The sequence below is a fragment of the Arcobacter peruensis genome, from assembly GCF_003711085.1.
GTDB lineage: Bacteria > Campylobacterota > Campylobacteria > Campylobacterales > Arcobacteraceae > Poseidonibacter > Poseidonibacter parvus.
The window spans coordinates 799,534-814,827 of record NZ_CP032363.1; the positions used below are offsets into that span (position 1 = coordinate 799,534).

Annotated in this window: 16 protein-coding genes; 8 read left to right on the forward strand and 8 right to left on the reverse strand. The window is 27.8% G+C overall.

Going from position 1 to position 15,294, the window contains the following annotated elements:
• The 3 genes from D3Z07_RS04020 to D3Z07_RS04030 form a co-directional block, all read right to left on the reverse strand.
• Positions 1–897: a branched-chain amino acid ABC transporter permease gene (locus tag D3Z07_RS04020; protein ID WP_076089249.1), complete on the reverse strand. Its 897-nt coding sequence runs from the start codon at positions 895–897 to the stop codon at positions 1–3.
• Positions 898–1,018: 121 nt separating this feature from the next.
• Positions 1,019–2,134, reverse strand: a complete 1,116-nt coding sequence (locus D3Z07_RS04025; protein ID WP_076085889.1) for an ABC transporter substrate-binding protein — start codon at positions 2,132–2,134, stop codon at positions 1,019–1,021.
• A gap of 146 nt (positions 2,135–2,280) precedes the next feature.
• Complete coding sequence (locus D3Z07_RS04030; protein WP_076085886.1) at positions 2,281–3,381, reverse strand: AAA family ATPase; 1,101 nt, start codon at positions 3,379–3,381, stop codon at positions 2,281–2,283.
• Positions 3,382–3,531: 150 nt separating this feature from the next.
• On the opposite strand from D3Z07_RS04030, the gene D3Z07_RS04035 reads away from it, so the two are divergent.
• From D3Z07_RS04035 to D3Z07_RS04045, 3 genes are all read left to right on the forward strand, one after another.
• Positions 3,532–4,830, forward strand: coding sequence for an APC family permease (locus D3Z07_RS04035; protein WP_076085883.1), 1,299 nt, complete (start codon positions 3,532–3,534; stop codon positions 4,828–4,830).
• A gap of 48 nt (positions 4,831–4,878) precedes the next feature.
• Positions 4,879–5,481 (forward strand): peptide-methionine (S)-S-oxide reductase MsrA, encoded by a 603-nt coding sequence (gene msrA, locus D3Z07_RS04040; RefSeq protein WP_122893126.1) that lies wholly within the window; start codon positions 4,879–4,881, stop codon positions 5,479–5,481.
• Positions 5,482–5,542: 61 nt separating this feature from the next.
• The gene (locus D3Z07_RS04045; RefSeq protein WP_122893127.1) at positions 5,543–6,682 is read left to right on the forward strand and encodes an MFS transporter; all 1,140 of its coding nucleotides are present in this window, start codon (positions 5,543–5,545) and stop codon (positions 6,680–6,682) included.
• Positions 6,683–6,698: 16 nt separating this feature from the next.
• Here D3Z07_RS04045 and D3Z07_RS04050 read toward each other — a convergent pair whose 3' ends face one another.
• Both D3Z07_RS04050 and D3Z07_RS04055 read right to left on the reverse strand, forming a co-directional pair.
• Complete coding sequence (locus D3Z07_RS04050) at positions 6,699–7,049, reverse strand: DsrE family protein (RefSeq protein ID WP_076085878.1); 351 nt, start codon at positions 7,047–7,049, stop codon at positions 6,699–6,701.
• Positions 7,046–8,431 (reverse strand): chloride channel protein, encoded by a 1,386-nt coding sequence (locus D3Z07_RS04055; protein ID WP_122893128.1) that lies wholly within the window; start codon positions 8,429–8,431, stop codon positions 7,046–7,048. Before D3Z07_RS04055 ends, D3Z07_RS04050 begins: the two co-directional genes overlap by 4 nt.
• A gap of 152 nt (positions 8,432–8,583) precedes the next feature.
• Between D3Z07_RS04055 and D3Z07_RS04060 the strand changes: the two genes are divergently transcribed.
• From D3Z07_RS04060 to D3Z07_RS04080, 5 genes are all read left to right on the forward strand, one after another.
• Positions 8,584–8,781, forward strand: coding sequence for a YgaP family membrane protein (locus D3Z07_RS04060; RefSeq protein WP_076085872.1), 198 nt, complete (start codon positions 8,584–8,586; stop codon positions 8,779–8,781).
• A 194-nt stretch (positions 8,782–8,975) separates the two neighbouring features.
• Positions 8,976–9,272, forward strand: a complete 297-nt coding sequence (locus D3Z07_RS04065) for a DUF3817 domain-containing protein (RefSeq protein ID WP_076085869.1) — start codon at positions 8,976–8,978, stop codon at positions 9,270–9,272.
• Positions 9,273–9,276: 4 nt separating this feature from the next.
• Positions 9,277–9,750 carry a DUF420 domain-containing protein gene (locus D3Z07_RS04070; protein ID WP_122893129.1) on the forward strand — a complete coding sequence of 158 codons (474 nt, stop codon included), beginning with the start codon at positions 9,277–9,279 and terminating at the stop codon, positions 9,748–9,750.
• 80 nt (positions 9,751–9,830) lie between these two features.
• The gene (locus D3Z07_RS04075; protein WP_076085860.1) at positions 9,831–10,958 is read left to right on the forward strand and encodes a cytochrome-c peroxidase; all 1,128 of its coding nucleotides are present in this window, start codon (positions 9,831–9,833) and stop codon (positions 10,956–10,958) included.
• Positions 10,958–12,790 (forward strand): multiheme c-type cytochrome, encoded by a 1,833-nt coding sequence (locus tag D3Z07_RS04080; RefSeq protein WP_076085857.1) that lies wholly within the window; start codon positions 10,958–10,960, stop codon positions 12,788–12,790. Before D3Z07_RS04075 ends, D3Z07_RS04080 begins: the two co-directional genes overlap by 1 nt.
• Here the strand turns inward: D3Z07_RS04080 and thiI are convergent.
• The 3 genes from thiI to D3Z07_RS04095 all read right to left on the reverse strand — a co-directional run bounded on the left by thiI (position 12,778) and on the right by D3Z07_RS04095 (position 15,284).
• Positions 12,778–14,238, reverse strand: a complete 1,461-nt coding sequence (thiI, locus tag D3Z07_RS04085; RefSeq protein ID WP_076085854.1) for a tRNA uracil 4-sulfurtransferase ThiI — start codon at positions 14,236–14,238, stop codon at positions 12,778–12,780. The genes D3Z07_RS04080 and thiI overlap by 13 nt on opposite strands.
• 64 nt (positions 14,239–14,302) lie before the next feature.
• Complete coding sequence (locus D3Z07_RS14290) at positions 14,303–14,431, reverse strand: hypothetical protein (protein ID WP_265936465.1); 129 nt, start codon at positions 14,429–14,431, stop codon at positions 14,303–14,305.
• A 436-nt stretch (positions 14,432–14,867) separates the two neighbouring features.
• Positions 14,868–15,284 carry a hypothetical protein gene (locus tag D3Z07_RS04095; RefSeq protein WP_076085852.1) on the reverse strand — a complete coding sequence of 139 codons (417 nt, stop codon included), beginning with the start codon at positions 15,282–15,284 and terminating at the stop codon, positions 14,868–14,870.
• Positions 15,285–15,294: the final 10 nt, after the last annotated feature.

Below are 15,294 nucleotides of genomic sequence, written 5' to 3' on the forward strand. Positions count from 1 at the left end.
TTAGAACCTACTCTTTTCAAGGTCTTCACCCATTATTCCAGTTGGTTTAAAAAGTAATACAAATATTAATAAAATAAATGCAAAGGCATCTTTATAACCACCAAGTTCTGGCCAAAAAGCAATAAATACAACTTCAGTAAACCCAATAATAAATCCACCTATAACAGCCCCTGTAACTGAACCAATACCCCCAACAACAGCTGCTGCAAAGGCTTTAAGTCCTACTAAAACTCCCATCATTGGTTCAACACTAGGGTAATTAACTGCCCAAAATAAACCACCAACAGCAGCAAGAGCAGAACCCAATCCAAATACAATTGCAATAATTCTATTTGCATCAATACCCATTAAATTTACAGTTTTAATATCAAATGATAAAGCTCTAATTGCCATTCCATATTTTGTTTTATATAATATATACAAAATACCTAGTAATAATCCTAATGTAACAATTGGAACAGTAATAGATGCTACTGAAAATACTACACCTGAAACATCAAATATTTTTTCCATATACTCAGGAACTGGAAAAGCTCTTGGAGTTCCACCAGCAAAAACTGTAAATGTATTTTCTAGAAAAAATGAAATACCAATTGCAGTAATAAGTAATGAAATTTTTGGAGCTTCTCTTAAAGGCTTATATGCAATCTTGTCCATAAGCACCCCTAAAAGTGCAGCTATTACAATTGATAATAACATTGTAACAGGGAAAGACAATTCAAATACTGCCATAAATGTATAACCTAAAAAGGCACCAACCATCATAATATCACCATGTGCAAAGTTAATAAGCCTAAGCACTCCGTATACCATTGTATAACCAATTGCAATTAAAGCGTACATAGATCCTAAAGAGAATCCGTTTACTAGTTGTTGCATTAATGTTAATAAATCCATTAAATCTCCTGATTTTTTTACAAACTTCTTTTCTAATAGTAAAAACAACATTATTACTTTTACTATTACAAAAAAAAATCTAGCAATTTCTTGCTAGATTTTTTCTATATTTATATTTTTATTATGGGTTAACTGTCGCTTTAAATCCAGCTTTACCATCTTTAATTTCTTTAATAACTGCAGATCTTGTTGCATTTCCTTCACTATTAATAGAAATTTTTCCTGAAACACCATCAAAATCAACTGTTTTTTTAATTTCATTATTAATACAAACAGAGTTTGTTGGGTCTTCACATTTATTCATTGCTGCAATTAATACATTATAAGTATCAGCACCTAAAGCAGTAAATGAATTCATTTCAGCATTTCCTGTTTCTTTTTCGTGGAAAGCTACGAAATCAGCTGAAGTTTTTGATGGAGGGTTTTTGTAATCAAAGAAGTCTGTAAACATATATCCTTCAACAGATTTTCCACCTAAATCAATAAATGTTTGATTTGCAACACCGTCACCTGAGAACATTGGTTTATCTAAACCTAATTGCTTAGATTGTCTAGCAATCATAGAAGCTTCTGGGTGATATAAAGGCATAAACATAAAGTCTGGATTAATTTTCTTAATTTGAGAAACTACAGCTTTAAAGTCTTTATCACCTGAAGTAACTTTGATTTTTTTAACAATTTTTCCACCTTTAGCTTTAAAAGCTTTTTGGAATGCTTTTGAAAGACCTAAAGAATAAACTTGTGCTTGATCAATTACAACAACAGCAGTTTTATAACCTGATTCAATAGCAAAGTTTGCAACAACTTCACCTTGGAAACTATCTGTAAAACAAACTCTATTTGCAAAAGTTCTCTTAGCAGTTAATTTATCATTTGTAGCAACAGAAGCGATTACTGGAATTTTTTTCTTATCAGCAATAGCAATTGTTTGCGCAGTATTTGTAGAAGTTAAAGCACCTAAAATAGCAACAACTTTATCAGAAGAGATAAGTCTAGTTGTAGCAGTTGCAGTTTCAACTTTATCACCTTTGTTATCTAATAATACTAATTTAACAGTATCACCATTTGCTAAAGTTGGTTGTAATTTATTTGCAAGTTCTAAACCTAAGTGAGTTACTTGACCATAAGCAGCTATTGGTCCAGACATTGGCATAACTGCCCCTACTTTAATCTCTTTTGCCATTACAACACCACAAGTTAATGCAGATGCAAGTGCAATACTTAACATTTTCTTCATTGAATCTCCTTTTGTATTTTAACAATTTGTTATATTCTATGTAAAAAATCTGTAAAAACAGCTTATTTATTTATATAATATATACAAAAGTTACAAATTTTATGCATAATAGTGATTATTATTTAGACACTTCTTCTGCAATTTTTTTAGATTCTAGTAAATGTTTTTTGTAACCACAATTCAAATGTTCTATCTGGAATATATATTACATCATCATTTTTATCACATATCTCTTTTTCAAATAGTGCCTTTATTGCTGATTGTAAAGTTTGCTTCTTTATATTAAATTCATTAAGTACATCTTGTGTATATATTTTCTTTTTATATTTTGATAATATTTTTAGTGCAATCTTTTGATTATTGTTTAACATATCATATATTAATCTATAACTTGAATCTTTAGAATTTACAATTTGTTTTACAACCTCATCGATATACTCTTTACTAATTTCCTCATTTTTCTTTTCTAACCATAAGATATGACATATGTTTTGTAAGAGTTTTGTTTCACTATCAGATACTTCATATATATAAGACATTAACTCTTTTGATATATTTATATGTTTCTTTGTATATGTATATACTTCTTCTAAAGCTAAAGGTTGTAATTCTAAATGCGTTGCCATTTCATATAGTGGTGCTTTGTATTCAAACAGTGAAGTTAATAAATGTCTTTTTGAACCTAAGAATATCCATGATACATTTTGCAGTGTTTGTATATACTTTCTTAATAGCGCATCTAGCTTTATATCTGTTATTAGTGATATTTGTTGAAACTCATCTATTGCAAATACTACTTGCTTATCTTTTGATATTTCCTCTAGTGCTAAAAAGAAGTCTTCTATCATCTCATCAAAAGAAAGTGTTGCTACTATTGGTCTTAATGAGAATTTTGAAGTATTAGGATCAAATGATGGTTCTACTCTTACACGTTTAAACATCTCACTAAATTTTTTATACATTACTTTGAAATCACTCTCTTCTATGTTTGATATGCCCTTTAATAGTAACTTTATAAAATCTTCTTTTGAAGTAATATCAAAGATGTCACAATATATGCAAGTATACTCATTACTATTACGTCTTAGTACTTCTTGTATTAAAGTTGATTTACCCATTCTTCTTTTTGAGTGTATTAATATATTGTTTGAAGTTTTAATAAAATCGTTTATTTTTTCTATCTCTTCTACTCTTCCATAGAATGTTTTACTATCTGCTATTATCTCATAAGGAAATGGTGATTTCATTTTATGCCTTTTTTTAATACTTTTATCAGTATTTATTTTTTAGTACTTTTAGTATTTTATCATTGCTTATATTAATTACATATTAAAAGTATTTTATTTTAAATACTAAATATTTATACTATAATATTTTAAAAATACTAAGGTAAGTACTTGAATAACGAAAATGATAACAAAAGAACAATTGGATTAATAGGTGCAATTTCAATTGGTATAGGAGGAATGGTAGGAGGTGGAATCTTTGCTGTTTTAGGTGAAGCTGTATCTTTAGCAAAAGGAGCAACTTTAATTGCTTTTTTATTTGCAGGAATCGTTGCCCTACTTACTTCATACTCTTATGCAAAACTATCTGTAAAATTTCAAAGTAAAGGTGGGACAGTTAGTTTCATAGATAATGCTTTTGGTCATAACTTTTTATCAGGAGCTGTAAACTTTATACTATGGTTATCTTATCTTGTTACAATTTCTTTATATGCAGTTGCTTTTTCTTCTTATGCTGAAGTTTTGTTTTTCAAAGAGTCTACTTTATTAAGTAAGCATTTGTTTATTTCTCTTGCTATTATACTCCCTTTACTTATTAACTTAATTAGTGCTTCTTTTGTAAGTCGGTCTGAGACTATTATAGTTGTAATTAAAGTAGTACTTTTAGTAGTAATTATTCTATCAAGTTTTTCTTATGTAGATACACAAAGATTATCACCTTCACAATGGAGCGATAGCTTTTCTATCTTAGTTGCTGGTATGATTATCTTTGTAGCTTATGAAGGTTTTGAGTTAATTGCTAATGCAGCAGAAGATATTAAAAATCCTAAGCAAAATTTACCAAGAGCTTTTTATGCTTGCGTTATTATAGTTATCTTTCTATATATACTAATTGCATTAATTACAGTAGGAACTGTTGAAGAAAGTGCATTATTAGAAGCTAAAGATTATGCTTTGGCAATTGCAGCAAAACCGGCTTTAGGACAAATTGGTTTTACTATTGTTTCTATTGCTGCACTATTAGCAACCTTTTCTGCTATTAATGCAACTATATATGGCAATGGAAGACTAGGATTTATACTAGCAAAAGAAGGCGAGCTTCCTTCAAAACTTAATAAAGAGAAAAAAAGTATTCCTAGTACTAGTATTTTAGTAACTGCGTTTTTTTCTTTGATTATTGCAAACAGTATTGAACTAACTCAAATAGCAATAATAGGAAGTGCTAGTTTTTTACTTATTTTCTTTATAGTTAATATTGCAGCTTTAAAACTATATAAGCTCTTAAATGCAAATAGAATAATAGTTCTTCTATCTTGTATAGTAAGTTTTCTTGCACTTATTACTTTACTAGTTCATACATACAGTAGTGATAAAAATGCAATTATGATATTTTTTGCTTTTATAGCTTTTGCTATTTTATTTGAAGCAATATATGGAAAGATAATTAGAAAGAACTTTTTTGATAAATAAGCACTAAACAAAACTTCACTAAAATATAAAATACAAAAAGGATAAAAAATGAAGATTAATAAATATGCAGTAATTATAGCTCTTGGTCTATTAGCGTTTATCTCTACAAATTTTAGTAAAGAAGTTGTAGTTCCACAAAATAAAAACATTGACTATACAAAAATGAAGACTGCACATTTTGCAGGTGGTTGTTTTTGGGGAGTTGAACACTTATTTGAAAAACAAGCAGGTGTAAAAGATGTAATTAGTGGATATATGGGTGGTCATAAAGAAAACCCTGATTATTATGGTGTAATAAAAGGTGATACAGGACATGTTGAAACTGTTGAAGTTATATATGACCCTAGTGAAATTTCTTATGAAAGTTTAGCAAAGCTATTTTTTGAAATACATGACTCAACACAAAAAGATGGACAAGGTCCAGATATTGGAAGTCAGTATTTGTCTGTAGTATTTTATAATAATGAAGAAGAAAAGAAAATAACAGAAAAACTAATTGATATTTTAAAATCAAAAGGTTACGATGTGGCAACTACACTTAAAAGTACAAAAGACACTCCTTTTTATGCAGCAGAAGGATATCATCAAAACTATTATATAAGAACTGGAAAAAGTCCTTATTGTCATGTTTATAAAAAGATTTTTGACTAATCTTTTTATAACTGACCTTTTAATATTGGGTAAATAATAAAATTTACCCTATAATCCAAAAATGAAAAATATCAAAAAACTTACAATGCTTACTTTATTACTAATCGCAATGACAACATCAATGTCAAATGTTGCAATAGTAACAGCCTTACCTCATCTAAAAGAGTACTTTACAGATATAGCAAATATTGAATTTTACTCAAGGCTTATGTTAACAATTCCTTCTCTTGTTATTGCTATATTAGCACCTTTTCTTGGACATTTAATTTTTAAGTATGGAAAGAAGCGTGCTGTTATTATCGCAATTAGTGCTTTTTCTATAACAGGAAGTGCAGGATTATATTTACAAGATATCGAAATGCTTTTATTTTCAAGGGCCTTATTTGGTATATGTGTAGCAACGTTAATGATTGTATCAACTTCTCTTATTGGGGATTATTTTAAAGAACAAGATAGACACAAGTTTATGGGTTATCAAAGTGCTTTTATGGCTTTAGGTGGAGTTGTATTTGTAATAGGTGGTGGAGTTTTATCTGATATTTCTTGGCGTTACTCTTTTGGTATATACTTAATTGGTTTTTTACTTGTTCCTCTTGCTATTACACAACTTAAAGAAGTTATAGTAAAAGATGAGAAAGATGAAGATATTGAAATTAATTCTAATATGTTTTATATATATTTTCTTGCTTTTTTTTATATGTTGATTTTCTTTATACTACCTACTCAAATTCCATTTTTATTAATTGAAACATTTAAAGCTAGTGGAAGTTTTGCTGGAACTATTATTGCAATTGCTTTTTTATGTAATGCTTTAGGAGCTATTACTTTTTCAAAGTTAAAACAAAAGTTTTCATTTTCTATTATTTACATTATAGGTTTAGCAATTATTGGTATTGGATTTGCAGGTGTTGGTTTTGTAAATCATACTTACTATTTCTTTTTAACAAGTCCATTACTTGGCTTTGGTGGTGGTTTGATGATGACAAATATAACTGCTTGGATGTTAAGTCGTACAAGTGCAAAAAAAAGAGTCAAAACTTCTGGATATTTCACAAGTGCAATTTTTTTAGGACAGTTTAGTTCACCTATTATATTTCATTGGCCTGTTGATTTTTTAGGTGTACAGCATTTCTTTTTAGCTATTGGTATATCATTACTTATTATTGTTTTTTCATCTTTTATATATATCAAAATAAAATAGAACTATTTGTTCTATTTTATACAGAGATAATACTATTACCTTCTTTTACCCATGAGCTTAATAACTCACCTGTGTAATATACTTGCATATCACAAGCTTGTAAAGTATCACTAACACCTAAATCTTCTGCACACTTTTTACAAGCTATTACTTCAACACCATCTTTAATCATTTCTTGGATTTTGTCTTGTAATTCTTTATCTTGACTTATTAGTGTTTGAGAAGCACCCCAAACAAGTATTTGAACATTTTGTATCCAACCTTTTAGTTTTGCATTATGTGCATATAAACATATCATGTTTATTGCTGTATCTTTATTGTCTGTTGTCCATAAAATTTTTGCTGTATTTTGTTCTTCTTTAATCATTTTGGTAACCTTTTATTTGTATTTTTACTTTTATTTCTTAATCTTTGTTTTAAATCTTTGAACTTTTGTTTATCTTCAGCTCGTACATTTGCAGAAGAATGATCCATATCTTCACCCATTGAAATATCAAGCATTTCACTTTTTTTCATTTTTAATATTTGAGAAGGGAAAACACTTCTATGTCCTGTAATTAAAAAAGTAATTACAACAGAAATTGCGGCATAAGGAGCAATTTCAAGTCCAAAAAGTTCAACTGCCATAATAATAGCAGCTATTGGCGCATTTGTAGCACCTGCTAGTAAACTTACAAAACCAATAGCTGAAAAGAATGCAATATGATCACCCATTAAAGAACCAAATAAATTCCCACTAGTTGCACCTACAAAAAATAAAGGTGTTAAAACTCCTCCACTTCCACCAACTCCAAGAGTAATTGATGTAAATATAGTTTTTAAAACAAATGCATACCAAGGTATCTCTTCTACTACACTCTGATCTGAAAAGAATGTACTATTTACAGTTTCTAATCCTAAGCCAAAATACTGTTCACCAAAGAAAAAAGATAATACAATTAAAAATGTTCCGCCTAGAAAAGCTTTTAAGTAAGCATTCATTTTAAATGATTGAATAGACTTTCCTGTAGTTTTTAAAAAAGTAATAAAGAAATCTGCAATAATTCCAAAAAATAAACCAGCAAGTACAACTTGACCAATAAGTGTAAGTTCAAGTGGAATAGCTTGTGAAAATCTCATATCAAAATATGTATAGTTTAAACCAAGAAATTGTGCCGTAGAAAAAGCTGCAAAGCCCGCTATAAAAGAAGGAAGTAGTACATCATACATAATAATTCCAACAATTAATACTTCAACACCAAAAATAGCACCTGAAATTGGTGTTCCAAAAACTGCTGCAAAACCTGCACTTATCCCACAAATTACAATTTTTTTTCTATGCTCTTTTGAAAATCTAAAAATATCGGCTATTAAAGAAGCAGCACCAGCACCTATTTGTGCAGCTGGTCCTTCTTTTCCTGCTGAACCTCCTGCAAAAATTGTAAGAACAGTTGCTATTAATTTCACAGGTATTATTAAAATATCTATTTTTCCATGTTTTTTATGAATTGCTTCTATTACTTTTTCTGTTCCATGACCTTTTGCATTTGGAGCAAAAGTTTTTGTAAGCCATATGGTAAGCATTAAAGCAAAGGGCAATAAATAGTAGTATTTAAAGCCTAGTAAATCTCTTGAGTCTTCTGAATACTGTAAGACTGTCACAAAAAAAGTAACTATTGCACCTATTACTATACCTATGATTGTTGAGATAATAAGCCATTTACTAACTGAGAAAAAGATAATTGATTGTTCGAGGAAGTGTTTTTTCATATTAAAACTTTTGATTTATAAATTATATTTTTATTGTATCATCTTTTGAAAAAATAACACTTGATTCATGTCTATTAAATAAACTTTTAAATTTTTATAAGTTTCATAAGATATAATTATAAAAATTAAACTATTAATAATAAGGAAAACTTATGAATTTTTTTGAAAAGATGAGAATGGTATGTAGACCATTTAGAATTGTTTTAGGACTTGTGCTAATTGCAGTAGGATTTTTTACAGGCAATGCATGGTTTTATTTAGGGGTACTTCCTTTAATTGCAGGATTAGCTAACTTTTGCCCTGCTTGCATTATCTCAAAGAAGTGTGATTTAGAAAAGAAAGAAGATTAATTCTTTTTTCTTTTAAAAAAAATATGTTTTAACAACATCTGCTAATATATACAACACCAATAGTGCAAAAATGATTTTATTTGTACTCATATATTTAAACTCTTTCTTTTAATTATACATATTTTTTATAAAGTTTTTAGTTAATCATTAAGTATATTTACATATAATCAAATTTAAAATTTAAAGGAATAAAAATGTTAAAAACAGCATTTGGAAGATTTAGACTTATTTCAATAATAGAAGGTCTTTCATATTTATTGTTAGTATTTGTTGCAATGCCTATTAAGTATTTAGGCGATAATCCATATCCCGTAAAAATAGTTGGAATGGGACATGGTGTATTATTTATATTATTTTGTATGGCACTTTTTCATGTAATGGTTAAATGTAAATGGGACAAAGGTTTAGGATTTCAATTATTTGTTTATTCATTAATTCCATTTGGTTTTATCATAATTGAAAATGTAATTAAAAAACAAAATAAAGATTAATTGTATGCTATTTAATCAGGGTTTTTTGGGAACAGCAGCACCTTTTTATATAGATTTTGTAACTATATATTTTGCTGTATTCCCACTATTAATGGCTTTTACAATATATTTAGCCGTTAAAAGAAAATATAAAGAGCATTTTATATCTCAAGCTTTTTTATTATCTATTACTATTACTATTATAATTGTTTTTGAAATTGGACTTAGAATTTCTGGTGGCTTTTTAGAGTACTCAAAAGCTAGTAATATTTCATATACCTTTATGCTATCTTTTTTAATTATTCATATAATTATTGCTATTATTGCTTTAATTTCATGGGTGTATTTATTTATTACCTTTATTAAACTATACAGAAACAAGCAATTAGAACAGATTAAAAGCTCAAATCATAAAAAATTAGGTAAGTTAATATTTCTAGGACTTACGATCAGTTCATTAATGGGAGTATGTATTTATCTATTTTTATTTTTATTTTAAATAAAAATTGATAATTTACAATTTTTAAAACCTATCTTTTTGATAGTATCTAATAAATATATATTTATTGGATACTATTTATGAAAATATTTATGAGAATATTGTTATTTGCATTTGTTGTAATATCAATACTATTATCACTTCCTTCACTTCTTAAACAAAGAGATTTTCCCTCATACAACGACGATTCATTAAGAAAAACAGCTATAAAAAAAGGACTTAAATCAATTCCTAAATCTTATGAAGAGTATTTAGAAAAATATGAACAAAATACTATTTTAAATAAAGAAAAAATAGCTTTAGGAAAAGAGTTATTTTTTAATCCTAATCTTTCACTAAATAAAAAAACTTCTTGTACTACTTGTCATATGATTAGTAAAGAAGAAAATAGTATAACAAAAGAAGAGCAAGTATTAATAGATACAAATAATTGCGTAAGATGCCATTTAAAAGACGAAAGCGGTACAGATAGATTTTCTTCCTCTCTAGGAGATAACAATACTTTAAATCCTCACCATCTAAATACTATAACTATTTTAAACTCATCACTTGCAAAAACTTTTACATGGAGCGGCGAAGTAAAAATATTAAAAGAACAAATCATAAACTCAATTAAATCAACACATAAATTAAATATATCAGCAGAAGAACTAGAAAAAAGATTTGATTACAACTATGAAGAAATAATTGATGCAATAGAAGCTTATATCAAAACACTTTTGACAAGAAGTAGTTTTGATGAGTTTTTAGAAGGTGACAATAATGCAATTAATAAGCAGGCAAAACAAGGCTTAGTAAATTTTATGAACTTTGGGTGTAGTGGTTGTCATACGGGAAGAAGTGTAGGAGGACAAAGTGTTCAAAGGTTTCCTTTAAGAAACTTTGCTGGTATTCATGATTTAAGACCTAATCTTGGTCCTGCTCCTGATTTTGAAATAATTGATAATACTTTTCCTTTTGAAAATAAAGGAGAATATAAAGGAAGAGCAAATACAAGCTTTTTTAGGGTTCCTATTTTAAGGAACGTTACAAAAACGTCTCCATATTTTCATAATGGTTCAGTTGATAAAATAAGAAAAGCAGTAGAAATAATGGGAAGGCATCAAGTAGGAATAAATCTTACAAATACACAAATAGATGATATTGTAGCTTTTTTGAAGACCTTAGAGGGGAATGTAATTAAACAATCAAAGAAGGAAATTAAATAATGAAACTATTTAATATCAAAATACTAATTATTCTAATTTTTATTACAGGTGTCTTACAAATGGATATTTTTAATATCCAATGGAAATATTTAACAGATATATCTATTATCCATGCTTTTACTTCTATATTATTTTCAATATTTTATATTATTCCTTTTGTGAATAAACACGCTTACAAATATATAGTAATAAAAAAAGTAAATAGTAAGATTGGTTGGATTTTAGGTTTTGTTCTACTCTTAACTACCTTAAGTGGTTTTTATTTGTTCTTTATTGGAAATACAGGTGGAAATATATTAGGAATTTACTCATTTAATATTCACCTATATTCATCTTTTATTCTTCTTGCATTTTTATTTTATCATACAAAAAATCCTAAGAAAAACAAACTTGTATTATTGTTTATGGTAGGTATATCTATTACATTTATTAATCCAACACCTTCTTATTCTTTAGAACAAGAATATAAAACAAAACTTGTCTCTTTTGAACTTGAAGATGGTAAAACTATGTATCATAGTGAGGATTGGACAAACTCTACAAAATGTAAATCATGTCATAGTGAAATATTTAATCAATGGGCAGATTCAAATCATAAAAATCTTGTAGACTCAAATCCATACTATATGGTTATGGAAAATCTAGCAGGAGAACTTGAAGGTCATGAGTTTAGGCAATGGTGTATGTCTTGTCACAATCCAAGTGGTATTACAACAGGATTGACTAAGTCTTCACATTATATGAATGAAAACTCTTTAGCAAATACTCTTTTTGATAAAGGGGCTAAAACATTAATAAATAATTATAAACAACATGGCAATTCAAGACTAGAAGAAGGAGTATCTTGTCTTACTTGCCATAGAATAAGTGATGCAAGTTCAAAAGGAAATGCTTCTTATAAATTGGACTTAACAAATAGAAAAAAATATCCTTTTGAAGATGAAGAAGGAACACTTGGCTCATATTTAGGTAAAAAGTTTATAAATGCAAAGCCAAATGTACATAAAGAAAGCTATATGAAACCTCTTTATAAAAAAAGTGCATACTGTGCTTCTTGTCATGATGAAACATCACCAACAACAGGAAAACAAATAGTATCAACATTTAAAGAGTGGGAAGAATCGCCTTATAATAATCTTGCAGATAAAACAAAACACAAATCATGTATAGACTGTCATATGACAAACCTAGAAAATGATAAGTTCACACCACTTGTAGGCACATCAACTAAAGGAGGAGTTCTTAAAAAAGATGTAAAAGTACACTATTTTTCTGGTTCAAATCACTTTTTATCAGGTTTAAAAAGTAAAAAACATGAAAACCAAACACTTCAACTTTTAAGAACTGCTGCAAAGCTTGATGCTAGTGTTAAAGATACTATTTTAGAAGTTGGAGTTACAAATATAGGTGCAGGACATCATTTGCCAACGGGCGTTGCAGATTTTAGAGAATTATGGTTAGATATTACAGTAAAAGATTCAAAAAATAAAGTTATATTTTCAAGTGGTAAATTAAAAAAAGATGGAAATCTAGGTAAAGATGCTAGACCTTATATGAAAGTATTTGCAGATGAAAATGCTAAAGAAGTTGGTTTAGCATTTTGGAGATATAAAATATTATTAAGAGATACAAGAATAAAAGCAAAAGAAAGAAGACTAGAAAAGTATGAACTCCCTAAAAATCTATCTTTTCCTTTAAATGTAGAAGTAAAACTGAACTTTAGAATATATCCACAATGGGTAACAAATATAGTACAAAAATCTTATCCAGCACTTCCAAATCCTCCTATTGTAATAATAGAAGAATTAAATATAAGAGCTTATGGTCGATAAACTCTTATGTTTGTAAAGTTCTCTGCATCTCTTAGATATTGAGCATGTAACTGGCTTAAAATACCTTTATCACAGTAAAATAAATACTCTTTATTTTGTGGAAGGTTTTTAAATTCACTTTTTAATTTATAAAATGGAATTTTAATAGTTTCAGCAGAAGTTTCAATACAATCATCACTTTGTCTAATATCAATAACTGTGTACTCTGCACTACTTAAATCACTAACAGTTTCTATTTGTCCAATATCAGAAATATCATCTTCGATTTCATGAACTCTTAAACTTACTGCATTTTCTACAGCTTTATCTAATACTATGTAATCAAACTTTCTTGCTTCTTCTTCTAATCTTTTAAATGAACCATGAGTATTTGGATTTTTTGAAATTACACCACAATATTCAGGCATTGTTTCTGCAAATCTTCTAGTACCAATATCATTTGCAATATCCATAATATCAGTTTTATTCATAGTAGCTAAGGGTCTTAAAATTAATTTGTTTGTAACTTGATCAATTAAAGCTAAGTTTCTTAATGTTTGACTAGATACTTGAGCCACACTCTCACCTGTAAGTAAGGCATCAATTCCCATATCGTCTGCAATTTTTTCAGAAGCTTTAATCATTAATCTTTTAAGTGTAATACCCATGTACGAATCTGATGTAGATCTAAATATCTCAGTAACTACATCATCAAAAGGAACGGATATAAATGTAATATTATGAGATGAGCCAAATTTATTCCAAAGATATAAGGCAACTTGCTTTACACCAATTTCATGTGCAACACCACCAAGATTAAAGAAAATAAAATGAGTTTTAATTCCTCTTTTCATTGTAAGATAAGAAGCTACTGTAGAATCAAATCCACCAGACATTAAAGATAATACATCTCCTTGAGTTCCTATTGGAAAACCACCTAAACCTTTATGCTTTAATGTGATAATATTTAATTGATTATCAAAAAGTTCTACGTTTATTGTAGCTTCTGCTTCTCTTAAACTCACTCCTTTTGTATCATTATGAGCCAACATATATCCGCCAATAGTTTTTTCGATCTCTGTTGATTTAAAACTATGAGTTCCTGAACGCTTTACTCTAACAACAAAAGTTTTACCAATAACTTGATCTTTTGTTACATCATTAACTATAACTTTCATTTGATCTATTGTTGTGATATTATCAAACTGTAATGCTTCTAATACAAGCTGAGCACCTGGAGTTTGTAATAGTATTTGTCTAATTTCTGTTACAAAATCTACTAAACATACAACTTCAATCTTATCATGAAATTTTTTTATTGATATATCTTCATCAATTTTTGTTAGCATCTTTTTAAGATTATTGTAAAGCTGATTAATCATCTGTCTCTTAGCTTTACTACCTTTTATCATAATTTCGGGGAAAAATTTAATTATGAATTTTTGTGTTTTAACTTCGGGTTTTTCCATTATTACTGTACCTTGTTTTTATTAATCGCGATTATAGCATAAGCCTTTTAGAAAATGTATTAAATTATATCTTTTCTGTTTTAAAAGTTTTTAAAACTTTTTTATATTTTCTATCACTATTACGAGGAGAATCAACAATATCTTCTGTTTTAACTTTTTTCTTTTTAGTTTCCACTTTTAACCATTTTGCCATAAGTGGAAGTGTTGCACCTTGAATTAATATTGAAAATAAAACAATAAAAAATACAATAAAGCAATTGCAAGTCCTGATAAGGCAACATCTAGAAATTCAGAAGGAAAAACTAACAGTCCAAGAGCTAAGAATACTGCAATTTACATAATTCATGATAGTCCATCATTAAAACCAACTAAATTTTTTTTATGAACAAACTCTCTTGTATTTGCCACAATTCCGGCAATATAAACTGCTAAAAAAATATTTCCTTCCAATAATAATGTTGAAGAAAATAGAAGTAAAATCCAAGCAATTGTAAAAACAGGATAAAGACCATAAAAACTTAAATGAATTCTATTTAATATTACAGGTAATAAATATCCAAAATCCCATCAGAACCTGATAATATACCAAGTCCTAAAAAATATAAATCTATTGTTTCCATTGTTTTTACTTAAAAAACAAAAGAAATATCTACAATACTAATATTATAAATATCTACTTTTACACCTGAACTGTCTAAAATAGCATATTTTATTGTTAATTCATTTGGATTAGAAACTTCATCATTTTGCTCTACAAATTTTGTATATTTATCTAAATCAATTATTGAATAAATAAACATTGCTTTTGATTTAAAACTTTCATTATCAATATATTTTTCATACACTTCTTTGTATTGTGTTTTGTCATATTTATCATAAAAATTTTGCTTGTATAAAGCTTCACATAATTCTTGTTTTTTAAAATTTTCTGTTGAATAAGTATAATAATCATCAGCGATTATTGATTCTAAATCTGGATGAATTTCAAAATAATTGTATTTAATATATCCATCTTCATTTGATATTTCATGAGTAGTTTTTATCATAAGTGTTCGC